21 protein-coding genes are annotated in these 21,455 nt (G+C 38.1%); 3 read left to right on the top strand and 18 right to left on the bottom strand.

From position 1 onward, the window contains the following. Positions 1–83 precede the first annotated feature (83 nt). The 10 genes from JOC76_RS12295 to JOC76_RS12340 all read right to left on the bottom strand — a co-directional run bounded on the left by JOC76_RS12295 (position 84) and on the right by JOC76_RS12340 (position 10,449). On the bottom strand, positions 84–473 hold the full coding sequence (locus JOC76_RS12295; RefSeq protein ID WP_205177952.1) for a hypothetical protein: 390 nt from the start codon (positions 471–473) through the stop codon (positions 84–86). A 273-nt stretch (positions 474–746) separates the two neighbouring features. Then, positions 747–1,778: a glyceraldehyde-3-phosphate dehydrogenase gene (locus JOC76_RS12300; protein ID WP_205177954.1), complete on the bottom strand. Its 1,032-nt coding sequence runs from the start codon at positions 1,776–1,778 to the stop codon at positions 747–749. A 180-nt stretch (positions 1,779–1,958) separates the two neighbouring features. After that, positions 1,959–2,564 (bottom strand): dephospho-CoA kinase, encoded by a 606-nt coding sequence (gene coaE, locus JOC76_RS12305; RefSeq protein ID WP_205177955.1) that lies wholly within the window; start codon positions 2,562–2,564, stop codon positions 1,959–1,961. Positions 2,565–2,582: 18 nt separating this feature from the next. Continuing rightward, positions 2,583–3,218 (bottom strand): sporulation membrane protein YtaF, encoded by a 636-nt coding sequence (gene ytaF, locus JOC76_RS12310; RefSeq protein WP_205177956.1) that lies wholly within the window; start codon positions 3,216–3,218, stop codon positions 2,583–2,585. Between the two features lie 218 nt (positions 3,219–3,436). Next, complete coding sequence (mutM, locus tag JOC76_RS12315; protein WP_205177957.1) at positions 3,437–4,309, bottom strand: bifunctional DNA-formamidopyrimidine glycosylase/DNA-(apurinic or apyrimidinic site) lyase; 873 nt, start codon at positions 4,307–4,309, stop codon at positions 3,437–3,439. A gap of 198 nt (positions 4,310–4,507) precedes the next feature. Then, complete coding sequence (locus tag JOC76_RS12320; RefSeq protein WP_205177958.1) at positions 4,508–5,134, bottom strand: SdpI family protein; 627 nt, start codon at positions 5,132–5,134, stop codon at positions 4,508–4,510. Then, a complete protein-coding gene (locus JOC76_RS12325) occupies positions 5,131–5,409 on the bottom strand; it encodes an autorepressor SdpR family transcription factor (protein ID WP_205177959.1) in 279 nt (92 codons plus the stop codon). The genes JOC76_RS12320 and JOC76_RS12325 overlap by 4 nt, the downstream gene beginning before the upstream one ends. Before the next feature lie 260 nt (positions 5,410–5,669). Continuing rightward, entirely contained in the window at positions 5,670–8,306 is a 2,637-nt protein-coding gene (gene polA / locus JOC76_RS12330; RefSeq protein ID WP_205177960.1) for a DNA polymerase I, read from the bottom strand. Beyond that, positions 8,306–9,736 (bottom strand): two-component system histidine kinase PnpS, encoded by a 1,431-nt coding sequence (pnpS, locus tag JOC76_RS12335; RefSeq protein ID WP_205177961.1) that lies wholly within the window; start codon positions 9,734–9,736, stop codon positions 8,306–8,308. The genes polA and pnpS overlap by 1 nt, the downstream gene beginning before the upstream one ends. Next, the gene (locus tag JOC76_RS12340) at positions 9,733–10,449 is read right to left on the bottom strand and encodes a response regulator transcription factor (RefSeq protein ID WP_205177962.1); all 717 of its coding nucleotides are present in this window, start codon (positions 10,447–10,449) and stop codon (positions 9,733–9,735) included. Before JOC76_RS12340 ends, pnpS begins: the two co-directional genes overlap by 4 nt. Positions 10,450–10,695: 246 nt before the next feature. On the opposite strand from JOC76_RS12340, the gene JOC76_RS30490 reads away from it, so the two are divergent. Both JOC76_RS30490 and JOC76_RS12345 read left to right on the top strand, forming a co-directional pair. Next, complete coding sequence (locus JOC76_RS30490) at positions 10,696–10,818, top strand: hypothetical protein (RefSeq protein WP_275591357.1); 123 nt, start codon at positions 10,696–10,698, stop codon at positions 10,816–10,818. Positions 10,819–10,827: 9 nt separating this feature from the next. Continuing rightward, positions 10,828–11,544, top strand: a complete 717-nt coding sequence (locus tag JOC76_RS12345) for a nuclease-related domain-containing protein (protein ID WP_205177964.1) — start codon at positions 10,828–10,830, stop codon at positions 11,542–11,544. Between the two features lie 26 nt (positions 11,545–11,570). On the opposite strand, the gene JOC76_RS30495 is transcribed toward JOC76_RS12345, so the two are convergent. The 6 genes from JOC76_RS30495 to JOC76_RS12370 form a co-directional block, all read right to left on the bottom strand. Then, positions 11,571–11,705 (bottom strand): hypothetical protein, encoded by a 135-nt coding sequence (locus JOC76_RS30495; protein WP_275591358.1) that lies wholly within the window; start codon positions 11,703–11,705, stop codon positions 11,571–11,573. 369 nt (positions 11,706–12,074) lie between these two features. Next, positions 12,075–12,551 (bottom strand): MaoC/PaaZ C-terminal domain-containing protein, encoded by a 477-nt coding sequence (locus JOC76_RS12350; RefSeq protein WP_205177966.1) that lies wholly within the window; start codon positions 12,549–12,551, stop codon positions 12,075–12,077. Positions 12,552–12,634: 83 nt separating this feature from the next. Next, complete coding sequence (mdh, locus tag JOC76_RS12355; protein WP_205177968.1) at positions 12,635–13,573, bottom strand: malate dehydrogenase; 939 nt, start codon at positions 13,571–13,573, stop codon at positions 12,635–12,637. A 124-nt stretch (positions 13,574–13,697) separates the two neighbouring features. Continuing rightward, positions 13,698–14,966, bottom strand: a complete 1,269-nt coding sequence (gene icd, locus JOC76_RS12360) for an NADP-dependent isocitrate dehydrogenase (RefSeq protein WP_205177970.1) — start codon at positions 14,964–14,966, stop codon at positions 13,698–13,700. Positions 14,967–15,108: 142 nt separating this feature from the next. Continuing rightward, positions 15,109–16,227 carry a citrate synthase gene (gene citZ / locus JOC76_RS12365; RefSeq protein ID WP_205177972.1) on the bottom strand — a complete coding sequence of 373 codons (1,119 nt, stop codon included), beginning with the start codon at positions 16,225–16,227 and terminating at the stop codon, positions 15,109–15,111. A 437-nt stretch (positions 16,228–16,664) separates the two neighbouring features. Next, positions 16,665–17,147, bottom strand: coding sequence for a DUF441 domain-containing protein (locus tag JOC76_RS12370; protein ID WP_372441941.1), 483 nt, complete (start codon positions 17,145–17,147; stop codon positions 16,665–16,667). Between the two features lie 149 nt (positions 17,148–17,296). Here JOC76_RS12370 and ytvI point away from each other — a divergent pair, with 149 nt between their 5' ends. After that, complete coding sequence (gene ytvI / locus JOC76_RS12375) at positions 17,297–18,412, top strand: sporulation integral membrane protein YtvI (RefSeq protein WP_205177974.1); 1,116 nt, start codon at positions 17,297–17,299, stop codon at positions 18,410–18,412. A 131-nt stretch (positions 18,413–18,543) separates the two neighbouring features. On the opposite strand, the gene pyk is transcribed toward ytvI, so the two are convergent. After that, positions 18,544–20,307: a pyruvate kinase gene (gene pyk / locus JOC76_RS12380; protein ID WP_205177976.1), complete on the bottom strand. Its 1,764-nt coding sequence runs from the start codon at positions 20,305–20,307 to the stop codon at positions 18,544–18,546. Positions 20,308–20,350: 43 nt separating this feature from the next. Then, positions 20,351–21,310 (bottom strand): 6-phosphofructokinase, encoded by a 960-nt coding sequence (gene pfkA / locus JOC76_RS12385; protein ID WP_205177978.1) that lies wholly within the window; start codon positions 21,308–21,310, stop codon positions 20,351–20,353. Positions 21,311–21,455: the final 145 nt, after the last annotated feature.

A 21,455-nucleotide genomic window follows, 5' to 3' on the forward strand; every position in this document is an offset into this window, starting at 1 on the left:
TTCTTCTTTCCATTTGTCATAATCCCGAACAATATCCTTTAACCTTATCTTATAAAAAAGAAGACTATTACACAAGTAGCGGATTACGAGTTTTTTCTAGTTTCAAGAAGGTTATGTAGTCGATTGATTTTTTCATAATAAGATTCAATCCGTTTTTTCAACTGCGGATACATGCCTAGTAATGAAAATCTCTCAGAAGAAATATGAAAATCCACTGCCGTTTCCATCGGTTTGACTGAAACAATGGTTACGATCAGGAAGCACGGAACTGGTTTATTAATCTCAACCGCAATTTCTCCATGTTCTTTTGATACGGTTGTTACTCGGCAGTCCGCATCATCATGAAATAGTTTTTCAACCGATTGAAATACTTGATTGAATGTTCCCTTATAATAATGTGTTTTCAACGAATTTTCTGTGTTTCGGTCAGATGTTTCAATTTGTTTTTTAAAGCGAGTAAAAATATTTGCCATAATGCCATGCTCCTCCAGACTACTTCCTTTTACCTTATTTTACATCATTCTGTAAAAAAAATAAAAAGAGGTGTACAAAATTGTACACCTTTTAAGAAAAGCGTAAGCGCCCTGTTCAGCGGCGTATGGCCTGGAGTGCTCCAACTGAGATAAAGGAAACACGAAGAGCGTTAGCTTTTTCGTGTTGACTTATCGTAGGGCGGAGCGCGAAGGACACTAGCCGCTAGGGCGCTGGAGCTAGACAATTCTCGAAGTCCAATTCTTTAAAATAAGTCAGCTGACTTTCACTTCAGACATTTTCGCCATTTCCTTTGCCACATATAAAGCTAAATCGACTACACGAGATGAATAACCCCATTCATTATCATACCACGCGAGAACTTTGACTTTCCTTGTCCCCATTACAATAGTGGAAAGACCGTCAATTATAGCAGAATGGGAATTTGTATTAAAATCAACTGATACTAAGGGCTCCATGGAAACATCCAAAATCTCTTTTAATGAGCCGTTTGCTGCTTCTAAGAAGGCTTGGTTTATTTTTTCGAGTGACACATCCGACTTTAAATCAACGACCAGGTCTACTAATGATACATTTGGTGTAGGGACTCGCAGGGCCATTCCATGTAATCTTCCCTTTAAATGTGGTAAAACCAATGATATGGCTTTGGCCGCACCTGTAGTGGTTGGAATGATAGATTGTCCACATGAGCGTGCTCTGCGTAAATCTTTGTGCGGATTATCGATATTGTTCTGATCATTTGTATAGGAATGGATGGTTGTCATTAAGCCACAATCAATCCCAAATTTTTCATCCAATACCTTGGCAACAGGTGCCAGGCAGTTGGTTGTACAGGATGCATTGGAGATAATTTCATGCTGAGTAATGTCCAGCATGTCTTCATTAACCCCCATCACAATGGTAACATCTTCATCTTTACCTGGTGCTGTTAAAATAACCTTTTTGGCACCTGCTCTAAGATGCAGCGCCGCCTTCTCGCGTGCATTAAATTTCCCTGTTGCTTCTATGACAATATCAATACCAAGTTCTCTCCATGGCAATTCTTCTGGACTTCGATTATTAAGCAGTTTCACTCTTTTTCCATTGATGATTAATTCATGATCTAAAGGGATGACATCTCCCTGGAATGGTCCATGATTTGTATCATATTTAATTAGATGTGCTAACGTTTCTGCCGGATAGCTTGCATTAATTGCTACCACTTCTAATTTATTTTCAAGCATCGCTTTTCTAAAGACCATCCTTCCAATTCTCCCAAACCCATTAATGGCAATTCTCGCTTTCATTTTTACATCCCCTTCCCCATTAGTGTTATACCGTTTAACGATATTGTTACAATTAGTATAACACATTAGGTTTTATTTGTGATAATGTAATAGCGGAATTTTTTTTATTTTTTAAGATTTGCTACTTGGAAATGTTTTTTAATGCAAAAAAAGAGAAGGCAATAACCTTCTCCATTTCCTTTATGCCCTTTTGATTCCCCATTGTGCTAATACCTTTAGAAGCTGTTGTTTTGTATCAGCAAGCGCTCCATTATTATTGATTACCGCATCAGCCAGTTTCATTTTTTCAGATAAAGGCATCTGTGAGTTGATTCTGGCTCGTGCCTCTGCGGATGATAGATGATTTCTTTCCATTAATCGCTGAATTTGTACGTCACTATTAACATATACAAGAATGGTTTTCTCAACCATATAAGTCAGTTTACTTTCAAATAATAACGGAATATCAAGTACAATGACCTCTTCTTCGTTCTTTTTGGCCGTTTCCACTTGTTCTAGCATTCTTTTTCTAACTTCTGGATGAGTGATTTCATTTAAACGTTGTCGTTTGTCAGCTTGGTGAAAAATAATGGAGCCCAGTTTTTGCCGGTCGATTTCTCCATTCTCTAATAAAATGTTATTGCCAAATTCTTCAATAATCTCCTTATATGCAGGTTCTCCGTTCATTACCGCTAAGCGGGCTTCAACATCTGCATCAATGACGTTAATAGACATTTCTTTCAACATGTTGGATACGGTACTTTTTCCACTTGCAATTCCGCCTGTTAACCCAATTACTAGTGACATACTTATTCCTTTCTAGGGTTATAACTTCATAACTCCAATAATAATTAGTAAGACTCCTGGTAAGAATGTGAATTTTTGAATCCATTCAAATTTATGAAAAAATGTTCCACTCTTGATTCCTAACAGAACAAATAGGGAACTCATGACAGCGACTGCAAATGCTAAGGAATAAGGGGAATACCCGAGCATCGCTGCTCCAATCCCTGCCCCAAAAGAATCTAATGATAAGGCAAAGCCCAGCATTAATGCTTCAATACCAGTAATGGTGCCTGATTGGTCAAAATCAGCCGACAGCGGTTTCTTTAAGATATTTATGGCAATCCCTAACGAGCGGATTTCAAAGTTTACAATTGTTTTTTCATGCAGGAGCTCTTCTTTTTCCTTCTCCGGACGAAAAAACTGATACAACACCCAGGCACCCAGACCAATAAGGATGATTCCCCCAAGGCTTGCCGTTAGTTTTGGTGATATGATCTTTTCAAGACCATGTCCAATTGACACGGCTATCATTAATGAGACGGCCGAGCAGCAGGCAATAATCAACACTGATTTAAATGGCATAACCATTTGCCTTAACCCATAGGTAAACCCAACACTGAAGCTGTCAAGACTAAGAGCAAAAGCTAATAAAAGTAGTGAGAACAACTGAACCATGATGTTTAGTGCTCCTTCCTCCAAAATACTATGATAGTATATGGCAGGAGCCCATCCAATGTTATTCGAAAAGCGAAAGCGCCTTGAATATGGGCGACCGGCATAAGACGAGCCGGCTAGAAGGTTGTTCTTTAACCTTCTTGACGGATTGGCTTATGACCCGAGCCCCTAAATCGATAAGCGGAAGCGCCTTGAGCATGGGCTGGAGCTAGACAAAACTAATTCATCTTTTGGCAATTCGGACAAAAAAAAGAAGACCTACTGTCTATTTTAATATTCTCGATGTCACCTCCGCATTCAGGGCAAGTTTTTTTATTATACATTCTATGTAATTCTTGAAATGTACCTTTTTTTCCTTCCGAATTAACATAATCCCGTATAGAGGAACCACCTAACTCAATTGCTAATTTAAATGTTTCCTTTATATGCTTCAAAAGCTCCAATAACTTTTCATCAGATAACTCTTTAACAGGAGTTAATGGGTGTATCCTCGCAAGGAAAAGACACTCCGCAGCGTAGATATTACCAACACCTTGTACATTAAAGGGTTGCATGATGACAGATTTAATGGGCTTATTCATATTTTGCTTTTTACGCATATTTTCAAGAAACCTTAATTCGGCGTCAGGTTCAGATGGGTCTGGACCAACATTTTGTACAGGTTCATACGCAAGATATTCATCCTGTGTTAATGCTCCAACCCATCCAAACCTTCTTTGATCCGAGTAAACAAGTTGAGTATCATTGTTTAATGTAAAAATGATATGAACGTGTTTCCTGTATTGGTCAGGTATCTGGTCAAATGAGGTTATATTAAAGAAGCCACCTGTCATTCCTAAATGGGAAACCATATATATAGCAGAAGAATTTTGTTGCATGCAATGAAATACCAAATACTTTCCTCTACGCTCTAGACTGTGAAAAATAGCCCCCTCTAATCGCTGTCTAAACATAAAAACGTCCTGTCTTCCTTCACTCTTTAAGGGAATAGTAATTTTAGGCTTATAAACTTCCACATGAATAATTTGTTTTCCCATAATTTTAGGTTCTAACGAATTTAATACTTGTTGGACTTCAGGACCTTCTGGCATTTCATCCATCCCACCTTTTTATTCTTTACTTTTTCTCAACCATTTCACTAAAAACGTCATATTGTAATTTTCACATTCAATTTCGCCATTTATAATACCACTGATTAATTCATTTGCATATTTTTCGAAGGGGTGATAGTGTTACCCTACCCTTAATGATGTTGTTATATTTATGGCCATATTTATATCCCTTTTGCTTTATTTCTTTATAAAAAAATAATAGGAAGAAAAAATAATAAGGGCCAAACAAATCATGATAGAGCCAAGAACATAGTACCCCAGGATAACTGCTGGTATAACTGGGACAAATAACAGCAATATACCTAATATGACAAAAACCTTACCGCCAAATCTATGAGTTTTTTTCCATACATCTTCATTTGCTAATGTCCATGGTGTTCGAATGCCAATAAAATAATTCGGTTTGAATTTTGGACTTAAGTTTCCAATAAATATAAATAACAAGCCAATTAGTTCAGGGATCACATATTTTGGATTGATGATCCCTAAATCACCTGTAATTTTCATAACCTGAAACAAGAAAAAGAACAATAAGAGTCCATTCATAATCCAGTAATATGTTCCTTCAAAGCGTTGATAGTTGTTTTTATTTGGATCGATTTTAGGTAATACGATTCTAAAAATATATAAAACAACCATAATTCCAGGAAAAAGGAATGCTCCATAGGATTTATCTACAAAATGATCTGGTTCACCATTGTAGTTCCAATGGATAGCAATCTGTTCAGGTAAATACGGATAGAAAATCGACGTTCCAATAATGGCAATTATGATCAAAAACAAGCCAAACCAATGTCTTTTCATTTAATATCCTCCTCTTCATCTTTCTTAAGAAAATCCATAAACCAAGTGACAACATCTTCAAAAACACTTGTATTTAGAGAATATATAATGTGTTGCCCCTTTTTTTCCGATTCTACCAGGTTAGCTTGTTTTAATAAATTTAAGTGATGCGAAATACTTGGTTTCGTCATGTTAAAATGGTCTGCGATTTCTCCTGCAGATAAGTCCTTCTTTTTTAGCAAGTGTAAAATTTTCCTTCTACTTGGGTCGGACAACGCCTTAAAAGCATCATTCATGCCATCCCTCTTTTCTTGTAAAAACCTACATAAAAACAATTTAGTTATTTAGATAATTATCTAAATGTATAATATGTCTACGCTTAAAAAAAGTCAATTTTTCCATCATTAAATTTCTAAATATTTATGTGGTTAGTTTCATCGACTATACGATGCCATTTAAAAACCCATTAGAATAAAAGTCTAATGGGCTTTGGTTTACAATTAGTTTTTCTAACGATTTCTACCGCAGAAGTTTCGGGCCAATTCAATCCTCATCTCTATTTGGCATCGAACCAGGTTGGACCATAGGCATAATCCACCTTCAATGGTACCTTTAGTTCAAGGGCATTTTCCATCACACTTGGAACTAATTCCTTCAAAATTTCAATCTCCTCTTCGGGAGCTTCAAAGATTAATTCATCATGTACCTGCAACAGGAGTCTTGTTTTAAGCCCTTTATCCTTCAAAGCTTCATCCATATCTATCATTGCTTTTTTAATAATATCCGCTGCAGTTCCCTGAATCGGCGTGTTCATGGCGGTTCTTTCCGCAAAGCTTCGTAAATTAAAATTACGGGCCGTAATTTCCGGAAGATACCGTCTTCGTTGCATTAACGTCGTGACATACCCTTTTTGTCTGGCCGAGTGGATAATATCATCCATATATTCTTTTACCCCTGGGTAGGTATGAAGATAGCGATCAATAAACTGTCCCGCTTCTTTTCTAGTAATACCTAACGATTGTGAGAGTCCGTAATCGCTGATTCCATAGACAATCCCAAAATTGACAGCCTTGGCTTGACGCCTCATATTGGAGGTTACCTCATCCTGATCCACATGGAATACCTCCATCGCCGTTTTTGTATGGATATCCAAATCATGCTGAAAAGCATCAATTAACTTTTCATCACCAGCAATGTGGGCAAGTACGCGCAGTTCAATTTGCGAATAGTCAGCAGCAAAAATAACCCAGCCTTCCTCGGATGGTACAAAGGCCTGACGAATCTTTCTTCCTTCCTCAAGGCGAATCGGTATGTTTTGCAAATTCGGATCGATAGAACTCAATCTACCCGTGGCCGTTAATGTTTGTTGGTATCGGGTATGGACCTTTTCCGTTTTTGGATTAATCACTTTTAATAATCCTTCAATATAAGTTGATTGCAGCTTCCCAAGCTGGCGATAGAGCAGGATATACTCAATAATCTCATGATCCTCTGCTAATTTCTCTAATACATCCGCTGATGTGGAATGGCCTGTCTTTGTTTTCTTGAAGGAATGCAAGCCTAATTTTTCAAAGAGTATGACGCCCAATTGTTTTGGGGAATTGATATTAAACTTTTCACCAGCTAACTCACAGATTTTCTCCTCAATTTCAATCAGTCTCTCTGTGAGTTCTTTGCCCATTATTTGGAGCCGTTCACGCTCGACCCTAATCCCGCAAGATTCCATATCCGCTAAGATTAACGACAGAGGCATTTCTAGATCCTTAAATAATTCATATTGCTCATTTTCACTTAATTCATCTTCTAGTTTTTCCTTTAAATCAGACATGGCTAAGCTTTTGCGAACAAGGTGTTCAGCAAGCTTTGCATCCTCTGGAACCTTACGTTTCGCTCCTTTTCCATAAAAGGATTCATCTGATTGAATATTATGGATTTCATATCTGCTGGCAATCGCGGCTAAATCTTCAATATTTTCCGATGGGTTAACCAGATAGGCGGCCATAAGAATATCAAAATCGGTTCCTTTTAAATGGATATCATATCTTCGAAGAGAAACTTCGGAGCGCTTGGCATCATAAACAATTTTCTTCTTCTGTTCATCTTCCGCCCACTTTTTAAAAATATCCGAAGATAAGGCCTGCTCCGTCGGTAAATAATAATGCCCTTTTTCATTCACAATGGAAAAACCAATAATATCTGCATAATGGTAATTATCATCCAGCATTTCCACATAGAAAAAATTACGATCCGTAAATAGGTCTTCGGTAATTTCTTTAGGGATGACATATTCTATATCCTCGAGCACATGTTCTACAGGTTCGCTTGGACCATCCCCGAGCTTTTCTAATAAAGAGTTAAATCCTAATTCCTTAAATAAGCTAATTAGTTTATCTCGTGTAAAACCTTCATATAAAATGTTTTCTATATCGATTTCTACAGGAGCTTGCCGTTCAATTGTCGCCAGTTCTTTACTCATGATGGCTTGGTCTTTGAATTCCGCTAATTTTTCTTTCAGTTTATTCCCACTTACTTGATCAATGGATTTTAATAAATTCTCTAATGACGTGAACTCTTTGAGCAGTTTTATTGCCGTTTTTTCACCCACACCTGGAACTCCGGGAATATTATCGGATTGATCTCCCATTAACCCTTTCATATCAATAATTTGATTAGGGGTAAGTCCATATTTTTCAGCGACATGTTCAGGAGTGTACTCCTCAATATCTGTTATCCCTTTTCTCGTAATGCCGACAGTCGTAATCGGTGAAGAAAGCTGGGTTAAATCTTTATCTCCCGAAATAACCTTTACCTCGAACCCATCTTGCTCCGCTTTAAGCGAAAGGGTGCCAATGATATCATCTGCTTCGTAGTTTTCAAGCTCATATCTTGAAATACCATACGCATCTAGCAGATCACGAATGAAAGGGAACTGCTCGGATAATTCTGGAGGTGTTTTTTGCCGGCCTCCCTTGTACTCGACAAAAGTCTTATGTCGAAAAGTGGTTTTTCCTGCATCAAAAGCAACAAGTATATGGGTGGGTTTTTCATCCTCCAGGATTTTCATCAGCATCATCGTAAAACCATAAACGGCATTTGTATGTATTCCTTTATCATTATTAAGTAAAGGGAGCGCAAAAAAGGCGCGATAAGCAATGCTATTCCCATCAATCAGGACAAGCTTTTTCTTTTCCATTAACTTTCACCATCCATCATTTCTTTTGGCAGTTCAATGATAAATTCACTGCCTTCGCCCAATTTACTTTTAACACCTATACTGCCATGATGAGCTTCAATTAAATGTTTAACAATTGCCAAACCTAGACCTGTTCCGCCTGAATTTCGGCTCCGGGCCCGGTCTACGCGATAAAACCGTTCAAATATGCGGGGAATATCTTCTTTGCTTATGCCAACACCAGTGTCTATAACAGAAATGCGTACCTTATCTTCCATTTCGTGAATGGCGATTTTCACGGAGCCGTTTGCTGGAGTATAGGTGATTGCATTATTAATCAAATTAATAAACACTTGTTTTAAACGGTCGATATCCGCTTTTATGAGGACTTGTTTTTGATTACAATCAAGCCCAAGCTGTATATTTTTCGCTTTTGCTTTGCGGTTTAATAAATTTATAACATCATGAAGCAGGGCATATAATTCCACCGGCTGCCAATTTAGTCGAAAACCTTGCTGTTCAATTTTTGAAAGGTCTAAAAGGTCTGAAATAAGTGATTCTAGCCTGTTACTTTCTTTCAAAATAATGGAAAGAAAGGATTCTAAGGTTTCTTTGTTATTCATGGCACCATCGAGCAGTGTTTCGGTAAACCCCTTAATTGAAGTTACAGGAGTTTTTAATTCATGAGAAACATTGGCGACAAAATCCTTGCGCATTTGTTCTAGTTTCTTAATTTCTGTTATATCATGGAAAACGAGCAAGACCCCTTTCCAGACATTGTTAGTTCCAATAATGGGAACACCATAGACAATAAAATATTTTCTTTCAATCTGCAAAGGCAATAGTAACTGTTTACTTACCTTATGTTCAGTACGGAAAACTTCAGCGATGAGCTGATTGATTTCATCATAATCAATAACCTCATAATATTGTTTTTTCAAATATTCATGTGGATTGATATGGAAAATATCGATGAAACCCTTATTAATTAGATTAATAAACCCTCGGCTATCAATAAGAATTAAACCGGCTCCCATATTTTCAATCAGAGCGCTAAGCCGGTCCTGCTGCATTTCCCGAACTTTGGTAAGATCTTCAAGATTTTCAGCGAGCATATTAATCGTAGAACCTAACATTCCGGTATCATCTAATCGGTTTACTTTTGTCCGGGCACGGTAGTTTCCATGCGCAAGTTCAATTGCCACTTCGGTAGCTGCTTTAATCGGCTTGGTATATCTTGTGGTAATTCTAATGGCAAGAATGATGGTAACGATTACGGCTATCCCTAAACCAGCACATAAGAGCCACCAGATTTCTATTTTTATTTGACCATTTAAAGTGTCTAAAAAATTAAATTTAAATAACTGCCCAAGCACTATCCCTAAGCCAATTAAAACTAGTACAACTAAACTAATGAATATTATAAAAGTCCTTGTACGGAACTTCATCATTCTCCTTTTGGCTCCTCCAGTTTATATCCTAAGCCCCTTATTGTTTTGATATAGGCAGGTTTTTTCGTATCTTCTTCAATTTTTTCCCTTAGGTGCGAAATATGAACATCGACAATTCTAGTATCGCCCGCAAAGTCATAATTCCAAACAGCACTCAGCAATTGATCTCTTGTTAGGACACGACCTTTGTTTTGTCCAAGATAGAGGAGGAGTTCAAATTCCTTTAACGTTAATTCCAGTTGATTGCCTTGAAAATAGGCTTCATATTTTCCTGGATAAATCATCAGATTTCCAATATTGATTTGCTCCTCTGTTTGATCAGTGTCTACGGATGTTTCTGGTTGTACCTGTGTTCTCCTTAAGATGGCTTTGACCCGTGCAAGGACCTCACGAGGGCTAAAGGGCTTGACCATATAATCATCAGCACCTAGCTCAAGTCCTAATATTTTATCCAGCTCATCATCTTTCGCTGTTAACATGAGGATTGGGGTCATTATATTCTGCTGACGCAATTGTTTGCAAACTTCCATTCCATCTAAATTTGGCAGCATTAAATCTAAAACAATAATATCAGGGGACTCGCTCTCTGCTAATCGTTTTCCTTCTGCCCCATCCATAGCGGTAACAACCTCAAATCCCGCTTGTTCCAAATTATATTGAAGTAGTGTCACAATAGATTGTTCATCATCGACAACTAGTATTTTATTTTTCATAAAAACCCCCCATTTCTAGATACTCTCATTATATCTATAAGGAATATGGATTATCTAGTTTTATGGAACATTTGTTATATTACAACGCTTTCATGTAAAAAAATTTACAAAGAATTCATAATTGTCCTCGGATATGGCTTATTGGTTTTATAAAATATTAATTGTAAAAGAATGTTGTGGCGTATGGCATATAAAGCTCGTTCGCTCCCGGTGGACCTAAAGATTCTAAGAATATTGAGGAATCGAATGGACTTCACACCGGAACAAGAAAATTACTATTTATCTAAAGTGAAAGGGTTTGAAGGAGAAGTTCAGTTTGATCTATTAACAGAGCAGCTGCGTAGTGATTGTTTAATTTTAAATGATTAGTGTTTTGAAGTGAATCACACTTCGTTTCAGCTTGATACTTCCATCATTTTTCAAGATACTTTTTACTTCTTTGAAATCAAGAATTTTGAAGGTGATTATTGTTATCGAGCGGACCGTTTTGAAACTATTAATGGAAAGGTTATTATGAATCCACTTGACCAGATAAAAAGAAGTCATACTCTGCTCCTCCAATTGCTCCAGAAGTTAGGCTATCATATAGCTGTTGATGCCTCGGTTGTCTTTGTAAGCCCCGAGTTTTTCTTATATCAAGCTCCTAAGGACAAACCTATTTATTATCCAAATCATTTAAATCGATTAATGCGAAGATTAAATAATGAGTCTTCTAAATTATCGGAATGGCATAAAAGTCTTGCGGATAAACTTATATCTTTACATCAGGTTGAATCAGCTTACTCGAATGTAAAGATCCCCACTTATGATTACAAAGTCTTACGAAAAGGGAATACATGTTGTATCTGCCATTCTTTTTCGTGTTCGGTTTGTAATGGAAAGGTTATTTGTGCGGATTGCGGGCATGTGGAGGGGGTGGAATCTGCCGTTTTAAGATGTGTGGAGGAGATAAGGTTGTTGTTTCCGGGGATGAAGATGACTACTAATGGTGTTTTTGAGTGGTTTGGAATAAGTGATTCGAAAAAGATGATTCGGCGGATACTTAATCAGAATTTTAATTCAATAGGGGAAAGAAAATTACGATATTTTGAGTGAAGATTTTTAGAGCGGCTGACGTATGGTCATGCATACAGTACCCTTGTGAGCCGCTTTTTAACTTGAGTAGCTTTTTCTTTCTCCATCGGTAAATGAGCCTCTCTTTCATTTACCCTATTGGCTTCTTTTTCCGCTTCTCGGTCCATGAACCCCTCTTTCATTTACCCTACTGCCCTCTTTTTCTTCTTCTCGGTCCATGAACCCTACTTTCATTTACCCTATTGCCCTCTTTTTCTTCTTCTCGGTCCATGAACCCCTCTTTCATTTACCCTACTGCCCTCTTTTTCTTCTTCTCGGTCCATGAACCCCTCTTTCATTTACCTTACTGCCCTCTTATTCCGCTTCTCGGTCCATGAAACCTACTTTCATTTACCCTATTGCCTTCTTTTTTCGCTTCTCGGTCCATGAACCCCTCTTTCATTTACGCTATTGCCCTCTTTTTCTTCTTCTCGGTCCATGATAACCACTTACTTTTACCTGAGCAGATACCTTTTTCCCTAAAATCATGTAAATAATAATTCCTAACACTGTCAAAAATTATCCAACACTCTCCCATGTAAATCCGCTAACCGGTGGGGCGGGCAAACCTTAAATAGCCCTGCAATCACACGCTCATTCACTTCATTCATCCCCTCAACCCGAATCACCACCACATGCTCGGACCGTAAAACTTCAACGACTTCGAACAGAAACTCCACCGAATCATAATGAAAAACAGGTTTCAGAAACTCAATTTCCTGTTTTAAAATATGGCTTCCAGGACCGGGCAGATATTTTGAGATTGCTGAAGTAATAATGCCGGTTAACATAACACTTGGCACTATGGGCTTTGCAAAAGGAGTTTGGGATGCATAATCATGTTGGATATATAGGGGATTTGCATCATCGGTCAAGCCTAGATACAAAAGGAGGTCCTTGTCTTCCATCTTCTCCGTTAACGATAGCTTTTCACCTATATTTATTTCTTCAATTCTACGCCCAAGTTTTCTTTTTTTACCTAATACCATCAAATTCCACCTCTTAGTATGTAAGCGATTACAAACCAACCAGAAAATTCGGGGATCGCCTCGTGATCCCCGAATCCAATAGATTATACTAATACTTGCATTACATTACGAACAGAATCAACAGATTTATCTAATGCTGCTTTCTCTTCTGCCGTAAGATCTAATTCAATTACCTTTTCAATACCATTTGCACCAAGGATAGTCGGTACTCCGAGATAAATGCCATCGTAGCCGAACTCGCCTTCTAAATAGGCAATGGATGGTAATACACGCCGCTGATCTTTAAGAATAGCTTCGCACATTTCTACCAAAGAAGCAGCTGGCGCGTAGTATGCACTACCGTTACCAAGAAGATTAACGATTTCGCCGCCGCCTTTTCGAGTACGCTCCACAATCGCTTCTAAGCGTTCTTTTGGAATCAACGTTTCCAATGGAATACCACCAGCGAAAGAGTAACGTACAAGTGGAACCATATCGTCACCATGTCCGCCAAGAACAAATCCTGTAATATCTTTAACAGAAAGATTTAATTCTTGGGCAACAAAGGTACGGAAACGTGCCGTATCAAGTACGCCTGATTGACCTATAACACGATTTTTTGGGAAGCCTGATTCTTTGAAAACAGTATATGTCATCGCATCTACAGGGTTTGTTAATACAATAATCGTACAGTTTGGAGAATGTTTTACAATTTGCTGCGTCACACTTTTCATCACTTTTTGATTGGTTTGCACTAAATCATCACGGCTCATTCCTGGCTTACGAGCAATACCAGCAGTGATTACCACGATATCAGAATCCTTGGTATCTTCGTAATTAGAAGTACCAATAATGTTTGAGTCAAACCCTTGAACTGGACTGGCCTCTAGCATATCTAATGCTTTCCCTTTAGTTGGGTTCTCCATTTGCGGAATATCAACTAAAACGACATCTCCTAGTTCTTTCTGTGCTAATAAAAATGCGGTTGTTGCACCTGTAAAACCGCCGCCGATTACTGAAACCTTTTTACGCTTTAATGACATTTCACTTCTCCCCTTTTTCGTATTAATAATTAATACTAAGAGGCTGTTAATAAACAGCCTACTTTTAGCAAATGTCTTGAAGCACTACACGACTAGATTTCCCCTTTAATGTAGTCGTTTTACATTATTCCATGTTCTTAATTAACTCATCGCCAAATTCAGAAGTCTTAACTTCAGTTGCACCTTCCATTAAGCGAGCAAAGTCATATGTTACTACTTTTGAAGCGATTGTTTTTTCAACTGATTTAATCACCATAGTAGCTGCTTCATTCCAGCCTAAGTGTTCAAGCAATAACACCCCTGATAAAATAACAGATGATGGATTTACTTTATCTAGACCAGCATATTTTGGTGCAGTACCATGTGTTGCTTCAAAAATCGCATGGCCAGTTTCGTAGTTGATGTTAGCTCCAGGAGCAATACCAATACCGCCAACTTGCGCTGCTAGTGCATCGGAAATATAGTCACCATTTAAGTTTAATGTAGCAACTACATCGAACTCGCGTGGACGAGTAAGGATTTGTTGTAAGAAAATATCTGCAATCGCATCTTTTACGATGATTTTGCCAGCTGCTTCAGCATCAGCTTGTGCTTTATTTGCAGCATCTGTGCCTTGCTCTTCTTTAATGCGGTCGTATTGTACCCAAGTGAACACTTTATCGCCGAATTCTTTTTCAGCAAGGTCATAGCCCCACTTTTTAAATGCACCTTCAGTGAATTTCATGATATTCCCTTTATGCACTAAGGTAACAGACTTACGTCCTTCTTTAATGGCATAATTGATTGCCGCACGTACAAGACGGTTTGTTCCTTCTTCAGAAACTGGTTTAATTCCAATACCAGATGTTTCAGGGAATCTAATTTTGTTAACTCCCATTTCATTTTGCAAGAAGTCGATTACCTTCTTAGCAGCTTCAGAGCCTTTTTCATATTCAATACCAGCATAAATATCTTCAGTATTTTCACGGAAGATAACCATATCAGTATCTTCTGGGCGTTTCACTGGTGAAGGAACACCTTCAAACCATCTTACTGGGCGTAGGCATACAAATAAATCTAATTCCTGACGCAGAGCAACGTTTAGGGAACGAATTCCTCCACCAACAGGTGTAGTTAATGGTCCTTTAATCGCAATCAGGTATTCATCAATAACATCAAGTGTTTCTTTAGGAAGCCACTCACCAGTTTGGTTGAAAGCTTTTTCACCAGCTAGAACTTCTTTCCAAACGATTTTACGTTCGCCTTTATAGGCTTTTTCTACTGCTGCATCTAGAACTCTCTCGGAAGCAGCCCAGATATCTGGTCCAATACCGTCTCCCTCGATATATGGGATAATAGGATTGTTTGGTACGTTTAATACGCAATTTGTGACTGAAATTTTTTCGCCTTGCATTAGATGATCTCCCTTCTAGTATGTAAAAGTACTTTGTTCGTGATGATTTATCAAAAAGACTGAATCAAAGGTTAGAGAACGAATCCTCTAACCTTTATTAATTCAATACTATTGAATCAATTTTTTGAAAAAAAGTAAAATATTATCCTCTTTGCTCAATTGGCACATATTTCTGCATGCCAGGGCCGGTATATTCCGCACGAGGACGGATTAAACGGTTATTTTCATACTGTTCTAAGATATGCGCTAACCACCCTGATACACGGCTAACAGCAAAGATTGGTGTCATTAGATCATGGTCTATTCCTAAACTATGATAAACAGATGCAGAATAGAAATCTACATTTGGCGGTAATTTCTTCTCGCCTGTGACAATGGCTTCAATCTGAACAGACATGTCATACCAATGAGGCTGACCAGTCAATTCAGTTAATTTCTTGGACATTTCTCTTAGATGTTTGGCACGTGGGTCTCCTTTACGGTATACCCTATGGCCAAAGCCCATAATTTTTTCTTTGTTCGCAAGCTTACCGCGAACATATGGATCTACATTTTCAAGAGTGCCAATATCAGTTAACATTTTCATTACAGCCTCGTTTGCACCGCCATGAAGAGGACCTTTTAGAGCACCAATAGCAGAGGTTATACCTGAATAAACATCTGATAAAGTTGCTACACATACACGGGCAGTAAAGGTAGAAGCATTCAACTCATGATCAGCATGTAATACTAATGCTTTATTCATCGCTTCTTCCGCGATTGGTGCAGGCTCTTTACCAGTTAACATGTATAAGAAGTTGGCAGCAAAGCTTAAATCCTGTCTTGGTGCAATTGGTTGGAGCCCTTTTCTGACACGGGCGAACGTCGTAACAATAGCAGGCATTTTGGCTTGTAAACGAACTGCTTTTCGATAGTTTGCTTCCTCATCCATTAAATCCGCTTCGTCATCGTATAAACCTAATAATGAAACGGCTGAACGGAGGGCCGCCATTGGATGAACCTTCTCAATCGGATACATGTTAAAGTGTTGAATCACTTCTGGAGGTAGAGCAGAGTTTTCAGCTAGCTGAGTTTTTAACTCTGCTAACTCTTCTGCACTTGGCAGTCTCCTGTGCCAAAGTAAATAAATGACTTCTTCAAAACTAGCATTCACTGCTAAATCATCAATGTCATAACCAACATATGTTAGTGTGTCATCAATAATAGAGCTTATGGACGAAGATGTTGCCACTACCCCTTCAAGACCACGTGTTACTGTCATAGAAAATCTCTCCTCACATTCTAAATTTCCCCAGCTTTCTTTAAAAACTGTCTGCTGACTGTTACTCCCAAGAAAAAAGCCAGCTCATCCTTAAATTTATGCCAAATAAGACTGTTATACCCTTCTTTTAGACAAAAATCCTTCATCCAACCGAAAACTGCATCATTTCAATTGAGTTAGAAGCATGATATATGGTGTTTAACTTAGTCTAGTGATTCCTAATATTTGTTCCCTTTAATCGACTGAGCGATTGCTCGGAATGAATCCACAGAAAAACGATCCTTTTGAACATTAAAAAATGCTTTACAATTAATTCACCGTTAATATGTGGTTTATGTAAATAAGGATACGCTTACAAGCCTATTATAAACAATTATCAGATTTTTGTGAACGAAAAGACACTGAAAAAAACAAAAAAATATTATTTTACAAAAAATCTAGCTAAAAAATCCGAATATTTTCATTGCCATATAGGCTATTCCGGCACCAATAAGAGGGCCTACTGCAACACCCTTGAAAATGGATACGGACAAAATCGTTCCAAGAACTAAGGCCGTTGTGATTTGTGGATCATCTGCTAGAAGCTTAACCCCTCCTTTGGCTAGTAATGCCACAAGCATTCCCGAAATAAGGGCTATCCATGCATACGGTGACTTAAAAGAGGCCGTTAAGTCGCGAAAGCCGATTTCTCCACTAGCAATAGGAGCCAGCACGGCAATAGTAATTAGTGTTACCCCCCAGTTTATTCCCTTTGATTGAAGGAATGAAAATGATTTGGCTTCCAAACCAACCACTTTTAACAAAAGCAAGACCCCAATTGCTATCATAAGAGAACTATTTTTTGCTATAAAACCAATCACGAGTAATAGCAGAAGAAATACTAATGATTCACTTAGCATAATGCTATCAACCCTTTCCATAATATCGCACCATAGTATTGAAAAATGAAACCTTTCTTGGTGCGGTTCGTAATATTTTTAGAGAATAAATTAACTGGAAAATTATGCAGGTTCAATCATAAAATGTTAAACTGATATTACTTATTTTCTTACAAAAGGAGGGCTGTTTTTTGGAGCTTAAATATATATACCGGACCATCCGTTTTTTACTTGTAGTGGGTGGTGTATTTTTAGCGTTATATTTGTTTTACTTCTTGTCAAAAGTTACCTATCCATTTTTAATTGGTCTTATTATTGCCTTTTTGATCAATCCATTGGTGGATTTCCTTGAGAGGAAGGCAAAGATGCCGCGTGTTCTAGCGGTCTTAATCGCGTTAATTGTCATTTTTGCTATCTGCGCTGGTTTCATTACACTTTTAGTTGCTGAAATCGTTTCTGGCACGGCCTACATAGCTAGAGTAGTTCCAGAGCATCTTGATACACTGATTAATTATCTCGAAGATTATTTTACAGCTCAAATTATTCCTTTATACAACCAACTAACAAGTGTATTTAATAAACTTGATGCAGGTCAACAAGGCACGATTATTGGTAATATACAAAATGTAGGGACAAAAATCGGCACAACCGTAGGGACATTTATCAAAAATCTTTTTGGGAATATCCCTAATATTCTTTCTTGGTTTCCAAACGCAGCTACTGTCCTCATTTTCTCTTTGTTAGCAACCTTTTTTATTAGCAAGGATTGGCATCATTTAACGAGGATCGGTGGAAAGATTTTACCAGGTAAAGCGAAAACGAGCGGTAAAACTGTTTTTCTAGACTTAAAAAAAGCGTTATTCGGTTTTATCAAAGCACAGTTGACCCTTATTTCGATTACAACCGTCATCATTTTAATCGGCTTGTTGATTCTTAGAGTAGATTATGCCATTACCATTGCTTTAGCAACTGGGATTGTGGATATCATCCCATACTTAGGAACAGGTGCCGTGTTTGTACCTTGGATCATTTATGCATCGATAAGTGGAGATACTGGCCTTGCGATTGGTTTAGGTGTTCTTTATATTATTGTCCTTGTTCAGCGGCAAATTATGGAGCCAAAAATTCTATCCTCAAGCATCGGCTTGGATCCATTAGCCACCCTTATTGCCTTATTTGTAGGCTTTAAATTAATTGGCTTTTTAGGCTTAATTGTCGGACCAGTTACTCTTGTTATTTTTAGCGCGCTTAAGCGAGCGAATGTTTTCCAAGATGTCTGGTTATTTATAAAAGGCAAAGAAGTTTAAAACTGGCATGAATCAGCGTTTTAATCACCAAATTAGGTGTCCAACAAACATATTTCAAAAAAAACGTCAGCTCCTATTGGATGCTGACGTTTTTTTATCAAATTTCAGTCCTCTTAAACAGATCTTATTGATTAAAGTACACTTGCATGTCCGTTATAGACTATTCCTCGATTAGCATCAACTGTAATTTCTTGACCATCTCTAAATAGTTCAAGCGCGCGGTCTACGCCAACAATAACTGGAATGCTTAGGTTTAAACCAACTACAGCAGCATGGCTTGTTAAACCACCCTCTTGTGTGATGACTGCAGCACATTTTTCAATGGCTGGCATCATGTCACGATCTGTTCCGAATGTGACAAGAATGGAACCTTGCTTTACTTTTTCCAATGCTTCTTTTGCATCATGGGCAATTACGACCTTACCAAAGGCGGAACGGCGTCCAATTCCCTGTGCTTTTGTAAGGATATCCCCTACAACATGAATCTTCATTAAGTTTGTTGCTCCTGATTCTCCAACAGGTACACCTGCAGTAATGACAACTAATTCCCCATGTTTAACAATGCCGCTATTTAAGCTTGTTTCAACAGCTGTATCAAGCATTTCATCTGTCGTTGTTGAGGTTTTACCAAGCTGTGGATACACACCCCATACTAACTGTAAACGACGGACAATGTGTTCATTTGATGTTACAGCAACAATCGATGCTTTCGGACGATATTTAGAAATCATTCTAGCAGTGTGGCCGCTCTCTGTTGGTGTAATAATGGACTTCACTTCAAGATTTAAAGCAGTATGGGCAACCGATTGACCGATAGCATCTGTTAGGTTGTGCTCAGTGTCCTTGCTACGGCTTGATAGGATTTCCTTATGATCTAAAGCTTGTTCTGCTCTTGAAGCAATATTATGCATCGTTTGAACGGCTTCTACAGGGTATTGTCCTGCAGCTGTTTCACCAGATAACATAATGGCATCGGTACCATCAAAAATAGCATTGGCAACGTCACTTGCTTCCGCACGTGTTGGTCTAGGGTTGCGCTGCATAGAATCAAGCATTTGAGTAGCTGTAATAACTGGCTTTCCAAGCGCATTACATTTTTTAATTAACATCTTCTGTACTAGCGGTACTTCTTCAGCAGGAATTTCTACCCCAAGGTCTCCACGGGCAACCATTAGGCCCTCGGAAATTTCAAGGATTTCGTCGATATTATCTACGCCTTCTTGATTCTCGATTTTCGGGATAATTTGGATATGTGCTGCGTTATTTTTTTCTAAAAGCTGACGGATTTCTAATACATCTTTTGCTCTACGAACAAATGATGCTGCGATAAAATCAATACCTTGTTCGATTCCAAATAGAATATCGTTAGTATCCTTGTCTGTAATACCTGGTAAATTAACGGATACACCTGGAACGTTTACACCTTTTTTATTCTTCAAAGTACCACTATTTAAAATTTTTGTATGAATTTCCTTTTCAGACTGGTTAATTTCGATAACTTCTAAACCGATTAATCCATCATCCAAAAGAATCTTAGAGCCTACATGAACATCTTCAATTAAACCTGGGTATGTAACAGAAAATTTCTCAGTTGTTCCTTCGACTTCTGTCATAGATACGATGATATTGTTACCAGCAACAAGTTCAATTGCGCCGTTTTGCATGTTATTCGTACGAATTTCAGGGCCCTTAGTATCGAGCAGGATGGCTACAGTCTTTCCAGTTTGCGAAGCCGCTTCCCTGATATTTTTAATTCGTGCACCATGTTCTTCAAAGTCTCCATGTGAAAAGTTTAATCGGGCTACATTCATTCCAGAATTAATCAATTGTGTTAATTTTTCTACTGATTCACTTGCAGGTCCAATCGTACAAACGATTTTTGTTTTACGTAGCATGCTATTTTTCCTCCTATATTTTGAAAAGAGAGACTTCTAGTTCCTATATTGATAATTCTTTAGATAATTGGTATAGGTCAAGATCAAGTTTATGTTTTCTCTCTAATGCTTCAATAATGTCGTAGTCAACAAGCTTATTATTTTCTATTCCTACTGCTCGTCCGCCTTTTCCTTCAATCAAGAGTTCAACTGCTCGTGCACCAAGTCTGCTCGCTAACACTCTATCCGCTACAGTTGGCGAACCACCGCGCTGGATATGACCTAGTACCGATACTCTTGTATCAATTTCAGATGTTTCTTTAAGCTGACGGGCAAATTCATAGCCACTGCATACTCCTTCTGCCACAACAATGATACTATGCTTTTTACCGCGTTCATGACCACTGCGCAGCCTTTCAGCTACTTCTTTCATATCATAATTTTCTTCCGGAATTAGAATGGTTTCTGCTCCACCTGCAAGACCTGCCCATAAGGCTATGTCACCAGCATCCCGGCCCATTACTTCAATGACAAATGTTCTTTCATGTGATGTAGCTGTATCACGAATTTTATCAATGGCATCGATAACCGTATTAAGAGCAGTATCAAAGCCGATTGTCAATTCTGTTCCTGGGATATCATTATCGATGGTTCCAGGTACACCAACACAAGGATAGCCTTGCTCTGTCAAAGCTCTGGCTCCGCGGTAAGAACCGTCACCACCAATGACAACTAATCCTTCGATCCCGTGAGCAATAAGCTGGTCAATTCCCTTTTTTTGCACTTCTTTATTTGCAAATTCTGGCAGGCGCGCTGATTGAAGCATGGTACCACCGCGATGAATAATATCACCGACAGAACCAAGTTCAAGTTTTTGAATATTCCCATTTACTAATCCTAAATAGCCACCATAAATACCATAAACCTCTACATTATGAAAAATCGCTTTACGAACAACAGCACGAATCGCTGGATTCATCCCTGGAGAATCGCCGCCGCTTGTAAGTACGCCTATTTTTTTCATGTCCTTCACCTCATTCATTGATTAAAAGAGTATGTACATTGTCCATCTGTCTGTTATTCTAATACTTTTTTTATTATTGACATAAAACCTTTGAATATTTATAAAATAACATGAAGAAATCACGTTAACAACCGATTGATATTAG

Source organism: Neobacillus cucumis (assembly GCF_016908975.1).
GTDB classification, from domain to species: Bacteria; Bacillota; Bacilli; order Bacillales; family Cytobacillaceae; genus Neobacillus; species Neobacillus cucumis.

Bases quoted from the DNA above. Each gene is read 5' to 3' on its own strand.
- coaE (WP_205177955.1), bottom strand. From the start codon at position 2,564: ATGTCACTAGTAATTGGGTTAACAGGCGGAATTGCAAGTGGAAAAAGT.
- ytaF (WP_205177956.1), bottom strand. From the start codon at position 3,218: ATGGTTCAGTTGTTCTCACTACTTTTATTAGCTTTTGCTCTTAGTCTT.
- citZ (WP_205177972.1), bottom strand. From the start codon at position 16,227: ATGACAGTAACACGTGGTCTTGAAGGGGTAGTGGCAACATCTTCGTCC.
- pnpS (WP_205177961.1), bottom strand. From the start codon at position 9,736: ATGATGAAGTTCCGTACAAGGACTTTTATAATATTCATTAGTTTAGTT.
- JOC76_RS30490 (WP_275591357.1), top strand. From the start codon at position 10,696: ATGGACTTCACACCGGAACAAGAAAATTACTATTTATCTAAAGTGAAA.
- JOC76_RS30495 (WP_275591358.1), bottom strand. From the start codon at position 11,705: ATGAAAGAGGGGTTCATGGACCGAGAAGCGGAAAAAGAAGCCAATAGG.
- JOC76_RS12340 (WP_205177962.1), bottom strand. From the start codon at position 10,449: ATGAAAAATAAAATACTAGTTGTCGATGATGAACAATCTATTGTGACA.
- icd (WP_205177970.1), bottom strand. From the start codon at position 14,966: ATGCAAGGCGAAAAAATTTCAGTCACAAATTGCGTATTAAACGTACCA.
- JOC76_RS12350 (WP_205177966.1), bottom strand. From the start codon at position 12,551: ATGGTATTAGGTAAAAAAAGAAAACTTGGGCGTAGAATTGAAGAAATA.
- JOC76_RS12320 (WP_205177958.1), bottom strand. From the start codon at position 5,134: ATGAAAAGACATTGGTTTGGCTTGTTTTTGATCATAATTGCCATTATT.
- pyk (WP_205177976.1), bottom strand. From the start codon at position 20,307: ATGCTACGTAAAACAAAAATCGTTTGTACGATTGGACCTGCAAGTGAA.
- pfkA (WP_205177978.1), bottom strand. From the start codon at position 21,310: ATGAAAAAAATAGGCGTACTTACAAGCGGCGGCGATTCTCCAGGGATG.
- JOC76_RS12295 (WP_205177952.1), bottom strand. From the start codon at position 473: ATGGCAAATATTTTTACTCGCTTTAAAAAACAAATTGAAACATCTGAC.
- JOC76_RS12300 (WP_205177954.1), bottom strand. From the start codon at position 1,778: ATGAAAGCGAGAATTGCCATTAATGGGTTTGGGAGAATTGGAAGGATG.
- mdh (WP_205177968.1), bottom strand. From the start codon at position 13,573: ATGTCATTAAAGCGTAAAAAGGTTTCAGTAATCGGCGGCGGTTTTACA.
- polA (WP_205177960.1), bottom strand. From the start codon at position 8,306: ATGGAAAAGAAAAAGCTTGTCCTGATTGATGGGAATAGCATTGCTTAT.
- mutM (WP_205177957.1), bottom strand. From the start codon at position 4,309: ATGCCAGAAGGTCCTGAAGTCCAACAAGTATTAAATTCGTTAGAACCT.
- JOC76_RS12325 (WP_205177959.1), bottom strand. From the start codon at position 5,409: ATGAATGATGCTTTTAAGGCGTTGTCCGACCCAAGTAGAAGGAAAATT.
- JOC76_RS12370 (WP_372441941.1), bottom strand. From the start codon at position 17,147: ATGGAAAGGGTTGATAGCATTATGCTAAGTGAATCATTAGTATTTCTT.